Annotated in this window: 12 protein-coding genes; 3 read left to right on the forward strand and 9 right to left on the reverse strand. The window is 33.5% G+C overall.

Annotated features, from left to right (window positions below):
• Positions 1-19 precede the first annotated feature (19 nt).
• The 4 genes from G507_RS0104420 to G507_RS0104435 form a co-directional block, all read right to left on the reverse strand.
• Positions 20-823 (reverse strand): nucleotidyl transferase AbiEii/AbiGii toxin family protein, encoded by an 804-nt coding sequence (locus G507_RS0104420; protein ID WP_026716347.1) that lies wholly within the window; start codon positions 821-823, stop codon positions 20-22.
• A complete protein-coding gene (locus G507_RS0104425) occupies positions 820-1,641 on the reverse strand; it encodes a type IV toxin-antitoxin system AbiEi family antitoxin domain-containing protein (protein WP_026716348.1) in 822 nt (273 codons plus the stop codon). Before G507_RS0104425 ends, G507_RS0104420 begins: the two co-directional genes overlap by 4 nt.
• 211 nt (positions 1,642-1,852) lie before the next feature.
• A complete protein-coding gene (locus G507_RS17935) occupies positions 1,853-1,987 on the reverse strand; it encodes a hypothetical protein (protein ID WP_281169375.1) in 135 nt (44 codons plus the stop codon).
• Positions 1,988-2,095: 108 nt separating this feature from the next.
• Positions 2,096-2,320 (reverse strand): helix-turn-helix domain-containing protein, encoded by a 225-nt coding sequence (locus tag G507_RS0104435; RefSeq protein ID WP_026716349.1) that lies wholly within the window; start codon positions 2,318-2,320, stop codon positions 2,096-2,098.
• A gap of 869 nt (positions 2,321-3,189) precedes the next feature.
• Between G507_RS0104435 and G507_RS0104445 the strand changes: the two genes are divergently transcribed.
• The 3 genes from G507_RS0104445 (at position 3,190) to G507_RS0104455 (ending at position 10,167) form a co-directional block, all read left to right on the forward strand.
• Positions 3,190-6,165: a SusC/RagA family TonB-linked outer membrane protein gene (locus tag G507_RS0104445; RefSeq protein ID WP_026716351.1), complete on the forward strand. Its 2,976-nt coding sequence runs from the start codon at positions 3,190-3,192 to the stop codon at positions 6,163-6,165.
• A 16-nt stretch (positions 6,166-6,181) separates the two neighbouring features.
• Entirely contained in the window at positions 6,182-7,555 is a 1,374-nt protein-coding gene (locus G507_RS0104450) for a RagB/SusD family nutrient uptake outer membrane protein (RefSeq protein WP_026716352.1), read from the forward strand.
• Positions 7,556-7,629: 74 nt separating this feature from the next.
• Positions 7,630-10,167, forward strand: a complete 2,538-nt coding sequence (locus tag G507_RS0104455; protein ID WP_026716353.1) for a S9 family peptidase — start codon at positions 7,630-7,632, stop codon at positions 10,165-10,167.
• 52 nt (positions 10,168-10,219) lie between these two features.
• Here G507_RS0104455 and G507_RS0104460 read toward each other — a convergent pair whose 3' ends face one another.
• The 5 genes from G507_RS0104460 to G507_RS0104480 all read right to left on the reverse strand — a co-directional run bounded on the left by G507_RS0104460 (position 10,220) and on the right by G507_RS0104480 (position 16,812).
• Positions 10,220-10,504, reverse strand: coding sequence for a DUF6520 family protein (locus G507_RS0104460; RefSeq protein WP_026716354.1), 285 nt, complete (start codon positions 10,502-10,504; stop codon positions 10,220-10,222).
• A gap of 94 nt (positions 10,505-10,598) precedes the next feature.
• Positions 10,599-12,077: a MauE/DoxX family redox-associated membrane protein gene (locus G507_RS0104465; RefSeq protein WP_035665610.1), complete on the reverse strand. Its 1,479-nt coding sequence runs from the start codon at positions 12,075-12,077 to the stop codon at positions 10,599-10,601.
• 99 nt (positions 12,078-12,176) lie between these two features.
• Positions 12,177-13,055: a helix-turn-helix domain-containing protein gene (locus G507_RS0104470; protein WP_026716356.1), complete on the reverse strand. Its 879-nt coding sequence runs from the start codon at positions 13,053-13,055 to the stop codon at positions 12,177-12,179.
• A 276-nt stretch (positions 13,056-13,331) separates the two neighbouring features.
• The gene (locus G507_RS0104475) at positions 13,332-15,071 is read right to left on the reverse strand and encodes a T9SS type A sorting domain-containing protein (RefSeq protein ID WP_026716357.1); all 1,740 of its coding nucleotides are present in this window, start codon (positions 15,069-15,071) and stop codon (positions 13,332-13,334) included.
• 4 nt (positions 15,072-15,075) lie between these two features.
• A complete protein-coding gene (locus tag G507_RS0104480) occupies positions 15,076-16,812 on the reverse strand; it encodes a T9SS type A sorting domain-containing protein (protein ID WP_026716358.1) in 1,737 nt (578 codons plus the stop codon).
• Between the last annotated feature and the right edge of the window lie 182 nt (positions 16,813-16,994).

Below are 16,994 nucleotides of genomic sequence, written 5' to 3' on the forward strand. Positions count from 1 at the left end.
GTGATTTTTTTAATCATTATTATGCCATAAATCCCTTAATCTTTCTACTCACTTCTCTTTCCACTTGCTCAAAATCGGGTAAATCTTTGATTTGATCGCTCATCGATTTTGTCCAACGTGCTTTGTATTGCGGTAGTTTTTGTTCTAATTTTTTATGAAAATCTTCTGGTTTTAATTCTTTGCTCGTGCATTTGTTCCGGAACTCATTTGTGTAATACTCCACATCCATTCCTTCCATTTCTACTAAATACCAAATGTCATAATAATCTCTTGGTTGCATGCGTTGCATGGTACAGCGTAATTTTTCGACTAATAATTCTTCTAAAGGATAACATAGTAAACTGTGTTCTTCCAAATCTGTATAGTCAATAAGTACTTCTTTTTTTACTGGTTCAAATTCTAAAGTTTCACTTCTTGAGATATCTACTTTAACCCGTTTGTTGTTTCCCATTCCTCCTAATGGGCCAATGTAACTTATATAGAAATTAATGCCACCGTCTTCATGTTCGTTATCGTCAATAATTTCTAAAGGAATATTGGCTTCTTCCTTTATTTCTTCGAAAGTCTCTTTGAACCATTCAAAAATTTGTTCGTTAGAAATTTCATTATCCAATAAGGTAAAATCTAAATCTTCTGAAAAGCGATAGTCTTCAAAATATACTTTCTTTAACACTGTACCTCCTTTGAAAACTAGCGTTTTTGATAGCTGTTCGTGCGAGGCTACTCCCCAAAGAATCCATGATAAGATGTAGTCTTTTTCGATTTGTTGGTCACGCACACCTACTTTGTTTGCTTTTTGTTGTATTTCACCTGGTTTAATCATGTGAACATGGCTGATTTAATGGTTTCTGTATCTAAATTTTGCTGTATGCTCCATCGGCTGTTTCTTTTACCTGTTTTAGGTAATTCGGTATCTAACACTACATAAGAAGCTGTTCTTCTTTTTTGTAATTCTTGAATTATGTGTGTTTCTATTTCAAACAGTTCTAATAGATACCCTAAACGTTTAATGACTGCTTGAGATTTGAATTTTATAACATATTCTAACAACTTGTGGTAATCTATTTTTTCTTTTGTACTGTATATTGCTCTAGCCACCTCGACAATTCCACCTGCATAATCTGGTTTGAAAAGGCAATCTATAATTGTTTTTTCAATGTCTGAACAGGTCACTTTATTGAAGTTGTCAATCCAAGTTTTCTTTTCGCCAAAAAAATGGCTTTCATTGTGGTATATGAATTGAAATGTGATGTCTTTTATTTTAATTTCAGAGGGTCTTATTTGTTTGGAAACCACAATTTGTTCTTTTAAAGAAGGCTGTGTTATTAGATTGTGAATTTGTAATGCTGAATAATATCCGATGTAGTGTTTTGTGTCTTTTACTAAATATTTTACTATTAGGTGCCAATCGGGCATAAAGGTTTCTGCATTTTCTTCGTACGGAATTATGTAATATATACCGTCTTTAATTCTCATTAGCAAGCCTCTTTTAGTCATATCGCTCAATAGTTCTCTGACTGTACTTTCTTTTGCCTCTGGAAAAGCTTTTAAAGCAGTTTTAGAGTCAAAACACACTTTCCCTTTATCATTGAAGTACGATAAAAGTTCGTTGGATTGTGTAGAGATGTATTTATGCTTCATAGTGCTAATGTCAGGATGAACCTGACTACAATGATACAAAATATAATTATAGGTTGTATCAATTATTATTTAATTATGCTTTATAGTTGTATTGTCAGGATAAACCTGATTATTTTACTATGAAACATCATTAATAGTGATTTGTTGTGTTGATAAACCTATATTACGGGTTTTCTCGATTGCAATAAATAAAAAATACTATGAAGCATTTTTAAAATCTGTTCTTTTTTTTATTTTTCCAATCGTTGCCTCTATGGTAGTTGTTTTTATTGTCATAAATTCTACCTCTTATGTAAATTCCTAAAATGACAACCGGAACCAATATTACTATTTCATACCATTCCATAATTTGACTTTGAACCAAGGAAAGTTTGCTTGATTTGAATTCAAAGTTGAAAAAATGAAATTGCAAAAACTAATAGTATAGTATGTGATTCGCGAATTGAATACTATTTTATAGAGGTTTATCGGGCCAGAAATCTTTTGGTGAGCAATTGAATATTTCTGCTATTCTGTTGAGGTGATTGATATTATATTTTGCTCTTTTAGAAGGTGCTTCAACATGAGAAATAAAACTATCGCTCATATCTAGTTTTTGCGAAAGCTCTAATTGTGTAAGACAATGCTCTTTTCGTAATGTCTTAATTTTGTCAATTATATATTGTTCTATTTTAGTCAAAATATATTTCAAATGTTAGTATTACAAAGAGCAACTAATTTTAATAAAAAATCAATGGTACATATACCATATTAAAAATATTTTATTTATATTTGTCTTTGAATTAATATATTTGCGATTCTTCAAATACAATATTGAAGCATTCGCTTTGAATTTCGTCTTAGAAAACTGGTAATTTTAAAAGGAACGAAATGATAAGTAAGATGCTCACGTCTATGGCGTGGGCTCACTTATTGTTGCTCGGTATTACCAGTACCTCTAGTGCAATAAGCTGAGTTCCATGCCTTTTTTTATGCGGTACATTCTCGGTTTTTTTATTGGTTGTTGGTTGTTGGTTGACATTTCTAAGTTGTCTTTTGTTTGTCTGTTCTACGATAGCGTTTTTGTTGAGTAAGAAGTGAAAGGTTTATAGATACTTACTTATTGAAATTACTTCAGTATATGTGAGTCAGCTTAACAAGATATTTTTAAACAAGTTATTAAATTTTAAAATATTGCCTATGATTATATAGAAATACATTTATGTGTCTCGAGTTTCTCGGGATGAGATTGCTTCGTACCTCGCAATGACGGATTGCCGCGTACCTCGCAATGACGGATGCACTTCGGTTAGCAGAGGCAGATTGCTTTTCCGTAAAAACGGAACAGGCTGTACCTCGCAATGACGGATGCACTTCGGTGAGCAGAGGCAGATTGCTTTTCCGTAAAAACGGAACAGGCTGTACCTCGCAAAGACGGATGCACTTCGGTGAGCAGAGGCAGATTGCTTCGTACCTCGCAATGACAAAAATGACTTCCTACCTCGTCGGCCAACTCGTTAGGAAGTCTAGACAAAGAAAACTAATGTTTCATTTAACTAAACCAAAAGTATGAATAAATTTTCACTTTTTCCGCTTTGGGCTGCTTTACCTTTGCCCAAATTATTTTCTATTTTTTTATTTTTTTGTATAACAGTGGGTTATACGCAAACCGTCACCGTTACGGGCAGCACTTCTGATGCCAGTGGTGTCTTAGCTGGAGTTACTATTCAAGTTAAAGACAAAGCACAAGGCACGCTGTCTGATGAGTTGGGGAATTATACTCTAAGTGTTTTACCCACCGATACTTTAGTATTCTCATTTGTGGGGTATAAAACGGTAGAAGTTGCTGTTGGCAATCAATATGTGTTTAATGTTGTGTTGCAAGAAGACACTACCCAACTGCGAGAAGTCATTGTCAATGCAGGCTATTATACTGTAAAAGAAAAAGAACGTACGAGTAGTATTTCTAGTATTTCAGCAAATGATATTGAAAAACAGCCTGTAACCAATCTACTTGCTACGATGCAAGGTAGGATGGCAGGGGTTGATATTCGGCAAGATAGTGGTTCACCTGGTGGTGGATTTTCTATAAAAATTAGGGGACAAAATAGTTTGCGGGCTGATGGTAATGAGCCTTTGTACATAATAAATGGTGTTCCTTATTCATCGGAGACAATTGGTGCGATTTCTACTTCCGGTTTTTCACCTAGTTTGACTAGTCCCTTAAATTCTATTAATCCTTCTGATATTGAGAGTATAGAGGTACTCAAAGATGCCGATGCGACTGCTATTTATGGTTCACGAGGAGCTAATGGGGTAGTGCTAATTACTACTAAAAAAGGTAAAGCAGGAGCTACTTCTTTTACTGTGAATAGTTCCACTAGTTTTGGGACAGTAACTCGTTTGCCTAAATTAATGAATACCCAACAATACCTTGCTATGCGAGAACTAGCTTTTGCTAATGATGGTGTTACTACTTATCCTAGTTATGCTTATGATGTAAACGGAACTTGGGATAGAAATCGCTACACTAATTGGCAAAAGGAGTTTATAGGTGGTACGGCAAACATCACTAATGTGCAGGCTTCCGTTTTTGGAGGTAGTAGTCAAACTAAGTATTTATTGAGTGGAACCTATCGCAATGAAACGACTGTTTACCCAGGAGATTTCAATTATAAAAAGGGTGCTGCTCATTTTAGTATGGACCATAAATCGGTAGATGAGAAGTTTACCTTAACTTTTTCGGGAACTTATAGCTCTCAAAAAAACAATCAGCCGACTGTTAATTTAACTGCGATTTCTCGAACTTTATCACCAAATGCACCTGCCATTTATGATGAGGAAGGTAATTTGAATTGGGAGGACAGTACATGGGACAATCCGTTAGCTGTTTTGCAATCAAAGTTTACTTCAAAAACAAAAGATCTGGTTGCTAACACGCTTCTTTCCTATACCATTTTTAAAAACACGTCCTTAAAAAGTAGTTTTGGGTATTCTGATTTGACGAATAATGAGCTAAATGCACAGCCTTCAACTATATATAACCCTGCATATGGTGTGGGTAGTGAGATTTCATTTTTAAGTACTAATTTGACAAATCGAACTTCTTGGATTGCAGAACCTCAACTGCATTGGCATGCAAGTACAGGAAAGGGAAAAGTTGAAGCTTTAGTAGGTAGTACTTTTCAGCAACAAAAAACGAATCGTTTGTATATAAATGGGTATGGGTTTGCTAGTAATAGTCTGTTAAATGATCTGGCATCTGCCTCTTTAAAAACAGTTGATTTAAGTGATGAGACTATTTATAAGTATCAAGCTTTTTTTGCTCGTTTGAATTATACATACGATAATCGTTATATAGTAAATGTTACAGGACGAAGAGATGGTTCGAGCCGCTTTGGACCAGGAAAACAGTTTGCCACTTTTGGTGCTGTGGGTGCTGCTTGGTTGTTTTCAAAGGAATCTTTTTTAGCAGATAATTCGGTTTTGAGTTTTGGAAAATTGAGAGCTAGTTATGGAACGACTGGAAATGACCAAATTGGAGATTATCAATTTTTGGATACTTATGCTTCTTCGGGCACCAATTATGAGGGTACGATTGGTTTAGACCCAACCCGTTTGTTTAATCCAGCCTTTGGATGGGAGACAAGTAAAAAGTTTGAGGTAGCCGTAGAAACGGGTTATTTTAATGACCGTATATTTTTGACTGCTGCTTATTATCGCAATCGATCTTCGAATCAATTAGTTGGTATTCCATTGCCAGGTACTACGGGTTTTCCTTCCTTAAATGGTAATCTTGATGCTACGGTACAAAATAGTGGGTTGGAGTTAACTTTGCGTACCGTAAACTTTCAACGTAAAAACTTTGACTGGACTACAAATTTTAATATTTCAGCTAGTCGAAATAAACTGATATCCTATCCAGGACTTGAAGGGTCAACCTATGCTAATTTATATGTAGTTGGTGAACCTACAAGTATTATTAAAATTTATCATTATACAGGAATGAGTTCAGCAACCGGTGCTTATGAGTTTGAAGATTTGAATGGTGATGGAATTATAACTGCAGCTGGAGATCGTAAAGCGGTTGCTGATTTGAATCCGAAATTCTTTGGAGGATTGCAAAATCAATTTAAATATAAGAATTTACAATTGGATTTTTTGTTTCAGTTTGTTAAACAACAAGCCTTTAGCTCTATAAATGGTGTTCCTGGTCTGGCTATAAATCAATTGGCCACTGTTAGTGATGCGGAAAATCAACAACCTTTTACGGCTGGTGGAAATAGCGCTTTAACTACTGCCTATTCGCGTTATGTTCGAAGTGATGCCGCCATTGAAGATGCTTCTTATGTGCGTTTAAAAAACATTTCATTGACTTATGATTTGCCTTTACTTAGGCATCAGAAAATACAATGTCAACTTTATTTACAGGGTCAAAACCTCTTAACTTTTACAAAGTATAAGTCTGGTGATCCTGAAACTAAATTCACGAATGTTTTACCACCGCTAAAAGTATTTACAGTGGGGACGAAGCTAACTTTTTAATCTAACTTAACTATTTATGAAAAATTTAAAACTAAGAATGATTTCTGTATTGACGCTTTTGGCGTTTTTAGGCTGTGATGAGTTCGTAACTGTAGACACGCCAAATTCACAATTAACTGGGAGTGCGGTTTTTGAAGACAGCAATACAGCTAATGCTGCCATGGCAGCTATTTATGCTAAACTTCGAGATGATGGTTTTTTGTCGGGAAGTGCTGGTGGTTCGACCGCTGTTTTAGGGATGTATGTGGATGAATTAGTTTATTATGGTGGTACCGATGAGAATATCTTTCCGTTTTTTTCTAATAATCTTTTGGCTACTAATGCACTCGTTTCTCAACAGTGGAACACAAGTTATCATCAGATTTATTGTGCTAATGCTGTTATTGAAGGCTGTGAGAATTCAACTGCGCTAAGTAATGCCGATAAGAACCAATTTATTGGAGAAGCTTTATTTGTTAGGGCTTTGGTTCATGGTTATTTAGTTGGTGTTTATGGAGATGTGCCTTACATTATTAGTACCGATTATGCTACCAATAGGCTTGAAGAACGCATGCCTGTTGCTGATGTATTTGAAATGATGATAAATGACTTGGAAAGGGCTGTTACTTTGCTGCCTGATGCTTATGTTTCTCCTGAACGCGTTCGTCCGAATCGTTCAACAGCTTCAGCTTTATTGGCTAGAATGTATATGTATGCTGGGCAATGGGCAGAAGCTTCAAATGCTGCTTCAGCAGTGATTAATAATTCTTTGTATACATGGGAAGATGATATTGATGCTGTTTTCTTAAAAGAAAGTAGTACTACCATTTGGCAATTTTCTCCAAAATTAGAAGGGAATAATACGGATGAAGGAGAGCTATTTATTTTTGAAAGTGGGCCTCCTCCTTATATTGGACTTAGTTCGGAATTATTTAACTCTTTTGCTACAAATGATTTGCGAAAAACGCATTGGGTTGCTGCCATAAGTGATGGCACCACTACTTGGTATCATGCGCATAAATATAAACAACAAAGTAATACGGGAACTTCTTTAGAATACTCCATTATTTTCCGTTTGAGTGAGCAGTATTTAATTCGAGCAGAGGCACGAGCTCGACAGGGAGAATTGAGTAGTGCTAAAGAAGATCTAAATAAGGTAAGACAATTGGCTGGTTTAGCCAGTACTACTGCTGTTACTGCTGATGAAATTGTTGCAGCTGTTATGCTAGAGCGTCGCCACGAGTTGTTTACAGAATATGGTCATCGTTTTTTTGATTTAAAACGAAATGGTTTTATTAATACGGTCTTACCTCAAGTAAAACCAGGATGGAATACTACCGACCAATTTTGGCCGCTACCTGAAAATGAATTATTGGTTAATCCGAATTTAACTCAAAATCCAGGCTATTAATGAGAACTTCTTTTTTAACTGGATTTTATGGAGTGCTTGCATTCCTCTTATTTGTGTTAGTTCCCTGTCCCTTAATGGGGCAGGAGCTACCCCAAAAGAACTTAACTGAATCTGATTATTCCTTATGGAGTAAAATGAGTGGTGAACAGCTTTCTGACAAAGGGAACTGGACTAGCTATCGTTTGTCGTATGAAAATTCTATTGATACTACTTTTCTAGTGCATACCTCAACACAACAAAAGATTACTTTTCCTAATGTATTGGCTGGGAATTTTATTAAAGAGGAAAGTTTTGCTTTTCAACGTGAAGACAACTTAGTCCTTTTTAATTTAAAAACGGGTAAAGAAATTGTTATGCCTAAAGTTACGCACTATGGTTTATCGGTAGATGGCACTTATCTCGTGACCCTTGAAAATCAGAACACACTTGTTGTAAGAAAGAATGGTGAGATAGTAAATAGCATTGAAGCTGTTAGCACCTATGCCTTTAATTACCAAAATACATCGTTAGTTTATGCTACTTTGGATGGTAGTAAAAGTACTATTGGACTGTTGCGTTTTAATGGTGCCTTAAAGCCAAAAATTTTAAGTACAATTGAAGGCAAAGTAGAGGAGTTGTTTAAGTGGCAAGTTAGCGCCAATTCTTTTGCTTTTTATGCTATTAATGATGGAGAAATATCTCTGAATTATTATGATTTGGGGGCTGAAAAGTTACATATATTAAAATCTATAGCTAGTAATTTTATAAATAACAGTAGAATACTACCTAGTTATAACGCTGAATTAAGTGTTTCTCGAGATGGTCAAAAAGTTTTTTTTGGCATTACTCCAACTTTATCTAAAGACACTATTATTGTAAAGGAAGATGTTGAAATTTGGCATGCCCAAGACCAATTTATTTATCGAAGTAGAAAATTAAAAGAAGAAAATAGTCATCCGAACTATTTGGCTGTTTGGTATCCAAAGAATGGTTTAGTAAGGCAACTTAGCACTGAAAGTCAATCTTGGATAGCTTTAAACGGTACTCAAGATTACGCTTTGGTTGCTGATGTGAAACAATATGAACCCCAATATGAATGGATTGCGCCGATGGATTATTATTTAATGTCTCTACCAACAGGAAAGAAAGTATTTTTTCTTGAAGCGTTCTCGGGATATAATACGCATTTGAGTTTTTCACCTGATGGGCGTTATATTTCCTACTACAAGCATGGAAATTGGTGGAGTTATACAATAGCTACTCAAAAACATGTAAATCTGACCAAAGGACTCAACGTGGTTTGGGACAATTATGTAAATGATCCGGGTACTGAACTGCATTTGTGGGGACAAGCTGGCTGGACGAAGGGTGATGGCTTTTTGTTGTGTTATGATTATAACGATATTTGGAAAATCTCACCTGATGGTGTGCAAAGAATACGATTAACCAAGGGGAAAGAAATCCAATTGCAATTTAGAATTCATGAAACAGCAATTTCAAATGTTCAGGAATTTAACTATGCTAAAACACCTATATCTGTTTATGACTTGACACAAGATATTTTATTAGAGTCAGTAGATTTGGTTTCTGGTGCCAAAGGCTACTATAGTTTGTCTACTAATCAAGAACCAAAGGTTTTGGTTATGGAAGAAGCTTCTATTACTAATTTAAGCAAAGCAAAAGAAAAGGATGCTTACATTTATATGAAACAACGCTTTGACCAACCGCCTGCTTTATTTTTTAAGAATGGAAAATCATCAAAGGTTGTTTTTCAAAGTAATTCTCAACATTATAGGTATCAATGGGGAACATCTGAAATGATTTATTATAAAGATAGTAAAGGAAATTTTATAAAAGGTGCTTTGTTTTATCCAGCCTCTTATGAGAAAGGTAAAACCTATCCTTTGGTTGTTTCCATTTATGAAAATCTTTCACAGAAAGTTCATGCATACGTAAACCCAAGTTTGCATAACGGTGTAGGTTTTAATGTTTCTAATTTTACAACCAATGGTTATGCGGTTTTGTTACCTGATATTGTTTATGAAAGTGGTAATCCAGGAAAATCGGCTAAAGATTGTGTTACTGCTGCTGTGAATCAAGTTATTGCTATGGGTGTTGCCGATGCTGCTAAAATAGGTTTAATGGGTCAGTCTTTTGGAGGGTATGAAACTAACATTATTATAACCCAAACCGATCTATTTGCAGCTGCTATTAGTGGATGTGGTGTAGCTAATATTGTGGAAAGTTATTTCAGTTTTAGTTTGAATGGTAACACTATGGAAGCTTGGCGTTATGAAAATCAGCAATTACGCATGGGTTTTCCTTTTTATGACAATCAAGGGGCTTATTATTCCAATTCACCTTTGCATAATGCATCAAAGATTACTACGCCACTTTTGACATGGGCAGGAAAATTGGATACTGCTGTGTCACCTCGACAAAGTGAAACTTTATATGCTGCTTTGAGAAGATTGAAAAAGGAACACGTAATGTTAGTATATGAAAATGATGGGCATATATTTACTAGTCCAAAAAATCAAGTGGATTTAACCCATAAAATGTTTGATTGGTTTGGATATTATTTGAAAGATGAGCCAAAGGCTAAATGGATGAAGGCTGATGTGGAAGATTAAAATTAAAATATGCAGTTTCAATTTAAGGAAACTGCATATTCTTTTTTAGTACTTAGTGAGTTACTTTGTACAAGGTTAAACTACAAGCGTTTGCAGCATTTTTTTTCCAAACTTGTCTTGGAATAGCTTCAGTAGACATACAAGTTTGCTCTGTAATAGCTTCAGAACAATCTACTTGAACAGGCTTACAGTTTAAAGGAGAAGGGTTTTGAATAAATCCAGTAATTAGAACTGGTTTATTTGCTTCTTCAACTTTAGCTGTTTTAGTGCCAACTGCTGCGGCACTAGCTAATGTGAATGCCAATACAGGCAAAATCACTTTTACAAATGTTCTCATGGTAATGTTATTTAAATTATATTTTTTGACTTACTCTTTTCTACAGGTTTTCAGTCTCAATCCTGCCACTGGCCAGTATGGTTTTATTAATTTTTTACTTAATATTATTATTAATGATGTTAAGTTTATATATATGCAAGTGTTGCCCAATTATTACATAAAGTTTGTCCTTTAAAACAAACATCGATTTTAATTTTTCTTTATTTACATCATATATGTAGATGCTTGATAAATAAGTACCTTTATCACTATTATATATATCAACAATTGATGCTTGCTTCCACATTTCTTTAGGTTCAAAACGCCCTATTAATTTAGAGTTTACATAGAGTAAATTATTGTGAGTTGTTGTAATTTGGTTAACCGTAGCTGGAAGTGAAGCTATTTTTCTTTGTCCAGTTTCTTTTATATTAACTATTTTAAGCTTTGCTTTTGTTGTGGTGTCTATGGTGTTTCTTCGTTTTACAAGTTCAATATTTTTATCAGCAATAATGTATTGGTTACGGTAGTAATATGTATAGACAATTTTATTATTATTTCTATCTACATTTAGCATACCATCTGTGTCAAAAAAACCATCAATTTGTTTTTCTAATAACTTAGGAGCATATTTTATCTCCAAGCTATCATTGAATGAAAAAATACCTAAAACGTTGTTTAAAGTTTTAATTTCTTGAGCACGAAAAACTATTTTATTTTCTGAAATAATTTCTGCTTTTGAGAAATAGTAATTGTTGTTATACATCCATAATCTTGCTTTCCAGTCAGAAATGTTCCCTTTGTAAATTACTGGTACCGTTCCATCCATTAAATAAAAGTGTGGGAAATCAATTCTTACTTGTACGGACATGAAAGGAAAATCTTCTCTTTCTAACTCAATTTTATAGTGCTTCTTTATTTTTAGAGTCGAGTCATATGCTATAATATGTAGTGGAGCTAGGTTATCGCCTAGATAAATATTTTTTCCATCTGTACCTGCAAAATATTTTGAATTATTATCTAATTTTACTTCTGCTATTTTATAAGATGATCCCTGTATGAATCGTCTAATAAATGGATTTTCCTGATGCATGCTTTCTTCTGACAGTAGGTATAAAGTCAGAATTATAGCTGTACTTGTTATAGTTAGTGAAAAAAGTTTAAGAATAGTTTTAAATTTATTACTAGCCATTAGGAATATACCTGTTGCAGCAATTAATGTAAAAATACAATTGAAAACCAAATGTTCTTTCCAATTTAAATTTTCGAGAATTCCACCGCATGAGCATGGTATGAATGAGGAATAGTTTAGAATAACGATTATATAAACTGTAAACATTACCATTAAAGTAAAAGAAGTTACCAAACCTATATAACGTGTTTTAGGTATTACCAGCAGTAAAGCGATGCCAAATTCTATAATTAAAAGGACATAAGAAATGAAACCTGTGTATGCGCTTACTAAAGGTGACTGTCCCAGTTGCGCTTGAAAGTTTTGAAATTCTATCAATTTACTGACTGCAGCATATGTGAATAAGAAAACAAATAGATAACTTATTGTTGATAATAATACAAATTTTAAATTGTTTTTCATTATATCAATTTTACTTTATTGTTTCGTAAAATTCTATAATAAAAATTGATATCTCTTGTTAGATAAGGATTTATACTTGTTCAAAAAAAAGTTAAGCTTCTAGTCTTCATTTCTTTTTAAATCGCTAGGAGGATAGTGGTATTGTTTTTTGAATGCTTTTGAAAAATTGGTGTAGTCATTGAATCCACTCATGAAAGCTATTTCTTTTAAAGGGAAATTGGTTTGAAGAATTAATGCATGAGCTTGTTTTAGTCTTTGCTCTGTGTAGAATCTATAAATGCTTGTTTTAAAGAAGTGTTTGAATCCATCCTTTAATTTGAATTCATTCGTTCCAAAAATATGGGAAAGTTCTTTTAAGGTTGGTAAAGGTTCTTCTAAATGACTCATTATGTATTCATATACTTCTTGGATGATTACAGCATCTGATTTTCTTGGTGTGGCTTTTGAATTATCAGATGTGATGTCTTGTAGGATTGTTGTTACTGATGATATGAAAATATTATTGGTGAAGTATAGTCTGTAAATTGTGCAAAATGTCGGAACTAATTGTTTGTTGCTATCGATGAATATTAGTTGGATTGTGTTGTGGTATTTATCGTCTTTGTTTATTTCGTCTTTTATTTTTTTCCACAGGGGAATTGATTGTTTGGATAGGAGGTTTATAAATTCTGAATTTATAAAATCTTTAGTTTTTTTATTTAAAAAGTTTGGGAGGTTGGGGCTGAAGCTTATGATTTGGAAATCACTGTTGAGGACAATGGTGATTTGCACTAAGTTTTGGTAGGTGTAGTGTGGGTTTATAAATCCATTTTCAAGTATGATTTGATGTAGTTTTTCTGCTATCGTGTTGAGCGTTTTAGCTACCTCGTTTATCAATGAGTTTTCTGATTGTTCGGTGATACGCAATGATAAATTACCAGTTGCCATTTCAAATAGCATTTGATAAATGTCTTTAATTTGTTGTTGGTTTTGAGCCATTATTACTAGTTTATTTTGAAGTAGTTTGTATGCTTATGAATAGCATTTACATGTTCAAAATTATAGTAATGGTTTGTTTGAAACTAAAGTTATGGTGTTCGATTCGGGAATTGAGTAGTATAAATTTAAACGTAATTTTTTAAAATAGATAGGTATTAAATATAAAAAAAACACTTCCTATAAGGAAGTGTCTATATTTTTTATAACATAAATTTTTCTATGTATTAATTTGCTTTAATCTATTTTGAAAATAATAATTTTATGCGATTTAGAAGATTAATTTTTTAAAACTTTCACAACTTGTTTTTTATCATTACTATCAACAATATGTAACATATAACAACCTGAAACTAAATCACTACAATCAATTGTATTTTGTGATGAAGATAATTTACCTTGTATTATTGTTCTTCCTTGTAAATTATATAAAATGTAGTTTGAATTTTCTTTAATATCGATAGTTAAAATATTGTTTACTGGATTTGGATAAAAATTTAAACCCTGTTCTTTATCAAAATCTTCTGTACTTGCCGTAGAGCATGCAGTAGTTGCATACTTTGCAATAAAGAAATCACTTTGTGAACCCTCGTTGGTTATTGTTGTACCATTTACAGTTAGATTATGTCCAAAACCACCACCAATAATGTAATCACCTGATGAGTCTACTGCTAAAGCAGAACCAGAATCACTATACCCATTATCACCAGGAATTTTAGTTAAACTTAAACAGTCACCAGTGGCTGTATTAAATCGTCCAAATAATACTTCTGTACCTTGGTTAGCATTTGACGCAAAAATACTTTGTGTACCCCAAGTATATGTAGAATCAAAACACATACCTGTATAACCAATTTCATTACCATTAACCGCTAATCCACAGCTATTATAGGTACCATTTATATCTTGAGGATAGGTTGACCATAATAGTGATGTTCCTGTTGAATTTAATTTTAAAATATAAGTTTTTGCTCCTGATTGAGGTACAGTGAACCCCATAAAAAGAACACTACTATTACCAAATACTCTACCAGCAAAATAGATATTATTGAGAGTATCAGTTGTTAAATCATACGATTCAAAATTTGAACCTGTAGCTCCAGCTGCATCTTCTTGATGCCATAATTTTTGACCATTAGTATCATAACTAGCGATAAAAAAAGAACCAGCCACCGTTGAAGTACCTAAAGTTGCTGTTGCACTGCCTGAATTAGATTTATTACTGGTTAAATAATATTGACCTGTTTGTGGGTTGCGGTAAAAGCGTAATGTTTGTATGAATGCACCACTAACCATAAAATCCATAAGTGTAGCACTAACAAACGTACCGTTAGTATTATACTTAAAAATAAAAAATTTTGTAGTTGATTCTGTGCTTATAAAAGCACCGTTTTCGTATGAACCTGGTGGAACTGCTACCAACCAATAATTATTTCCTAAATCATCAACTTGGAGACCATAAGAACCTGTTTGACCAAATCCAACTGACGGAGAAACATTAGTACTTTGGGGTCTTTTAAACCATTGCATTACTCCATCGGTATTAAATTTAACTAAAAAGATTAAGCTACAATCTTGTGGACTTTGTGAAATTAGGACATCCCCTTCAATTTGAGGAGGATAAGAATTATCTTGACAACCTCCAAATCTTCCTCCTACATATATACTTCCTTGGCCATCAGATCTTAAATTCATAATTTCATAACCCTTTCCTCCAATAGTTTTTGACCAACGATATGAACCATCACAAGCAAAACTACTTATTACAAAGTCAAATTCAGTACCTGTATCATAAAATGGTCGCGTATTACCATCCACATCTAATCCAGTTTTGGTAACTCTAGAAATAGTATAAATATTATTATTTAAATCAGTAACAACATCTATAGCTTCTTCGGCTCTTACCGTTAAACCTCCTGTTGTGATACTGTTGTTTCCACCACCACGTTTTGCCCATTGAAAGGTTTGGCTATGGGTTATATTACTTATTATTAAAGTTAGGAGTAGTAGTTTTTTCAAAAGATTAGTTTTTTAGTACTTTGACAACCTTTTTGTTATTAAAGCTGTCTTCAACATGTAACATATAACACCCTGAATCTAAATCACTACAATCAATAGTGTTTTGTGATGAAGATAATTTCCCTTGTTTTATGATTCTTCCTTGAAGATTATATAAAATGTAATTAGAATTTTCTTTAATATCAATAGTTAACATATCATTTACTGGATTTGGATAAAAATTTAAACCCTGTTCTTTATCAAAATCTTCTGTACTTGCCGTAGAGCATGCAGTAGTTGCATACTTTGTAATAAAGAAATCACTTTGTGAACCCTCGTTGGTTATTGTTGTACCATTCACAGTTAGATTATGTCCAAAACCACCACCAATAATGTAATCACCTGACGAGTCTACAGCTAGAGCAGAACCAGAATCACTATATCCATTATCACCAGGAATTTTTACTAAACTCAAACAGTCTCCAGTTGTAGTATTAAAACGACCAAATAAAACCTCTGTACCTTGATTAGTGTTTGATGCAAAAATACTTTGTGTACCCCAAGTATATGTAGAATCAAAACACATACCTGTATAACCAATTTCATTACCATTAACCGCTAATCCACAGCTATTATAGGTACCATTTATATCTTGAGGATAGGTTGACCACAATAAAGATGTTCCAGAAGGGTTTAACTTTATTATAAAAGGTTTGTCCCCAGTTTGAGGTACAGTAAACCCCATAAAAAGAACACTACTATTACCAAATATGCTACCTGAAAAATAAATATTATTAAGAGTGTCTGTTGTTAAATCATAGGATTCAAAAAGACTACCAGATGTTCCAGCAGCATCCTCCTGATGCCACATTTTTTGCCCAGCAGTATTATAACTAGCGATAAAAAAAGAACCAGCCACCGTTGAAGTACCTAAAGAAGCGGTTGCGCTCCCGGAAATAGATTTATTACTGGTTAAATAATATTGACCTGTTTGTGGGTTGCGGTAAAATCGTAGGTTTTGAGCGAAAGATCCACTAACTGAAAAATCAATAGGTGTGGCACTTAAAAAATTTCCATTAGTATCGTATTTAAAAATAAAAAAATTTATACCTGTTAGTGTATTTACAAATGCACCATTTTCATAAGTACCTTGTGGAACTACTAATAACCAATAGCTATTACCCAAATTATCAACTTGAAAACCTAAATTAGCATTTTGACTAATACCTTGAGAAGAAGTTAAACCCATACTTTGCGGTCTTTTAATCCACTGCATTACCCCATTGGTATCAAACTTTACCAAAAATAATACTCTACAGTCTTGTGGGTTTTGCGATATTACTAGATCACCTTCAATTTGTGAGAGGTAGGTAGTATTTATACAATTTACAAATTTACCACCTACAAAAATATTACCTTGTCCGTCAGAATCCATAAAGATTTGTTCAAAACCATATCCTCCAATTGTTTTTGACCATCTGTAAGAACCATCACATGCAAAACTGCTTATTACATAATCGAATTCAGTTCCACTATCATAAAAAGGTCTTGTATTCCCATCCACATCTAAACCAGTTTTGGTAACAGTTGAAATTGTGTAGATATTATTATTAGCATCTGTTACAACTTTTATAGCTTCTTCAGCCCTATATATCGTAGTACTTGTAATACTATTATTACCACCACCTCGTTTTGCCCACTGAAAGGTTTGGCTAAATGCTAGGTTAGATACTAAAAATGTTAAGAGTAAAATTTTTTTCATTTGTGGTTTTCTAGTTCTTGGTTTTTTTTAGTGAAAAGTGAAATTAGTTTTTTGGAACACAGGTTGAAAAAATTAGAGAAATCTTTATAATTTGTTGTTTGTTGTCGGTTGTCTATTTTGTGGGTTTGGAACGCGAATGAAACGGATTGACTTTGTCAAACGCTAATTCTCGCTGATTTTTT

The organism is Flavobacterium gelidilacus DSM 15343 (genome assembly GCF_000422685.1).
In the GTDB taxonomy this organism is placed as follows: domain Bacteria; phylum Bacteroidota; class Bacteroidia; order Flavobacteriales; family Flavobacteriaceae; genus Flavobacterium; species Flavobacterium gelidilacus.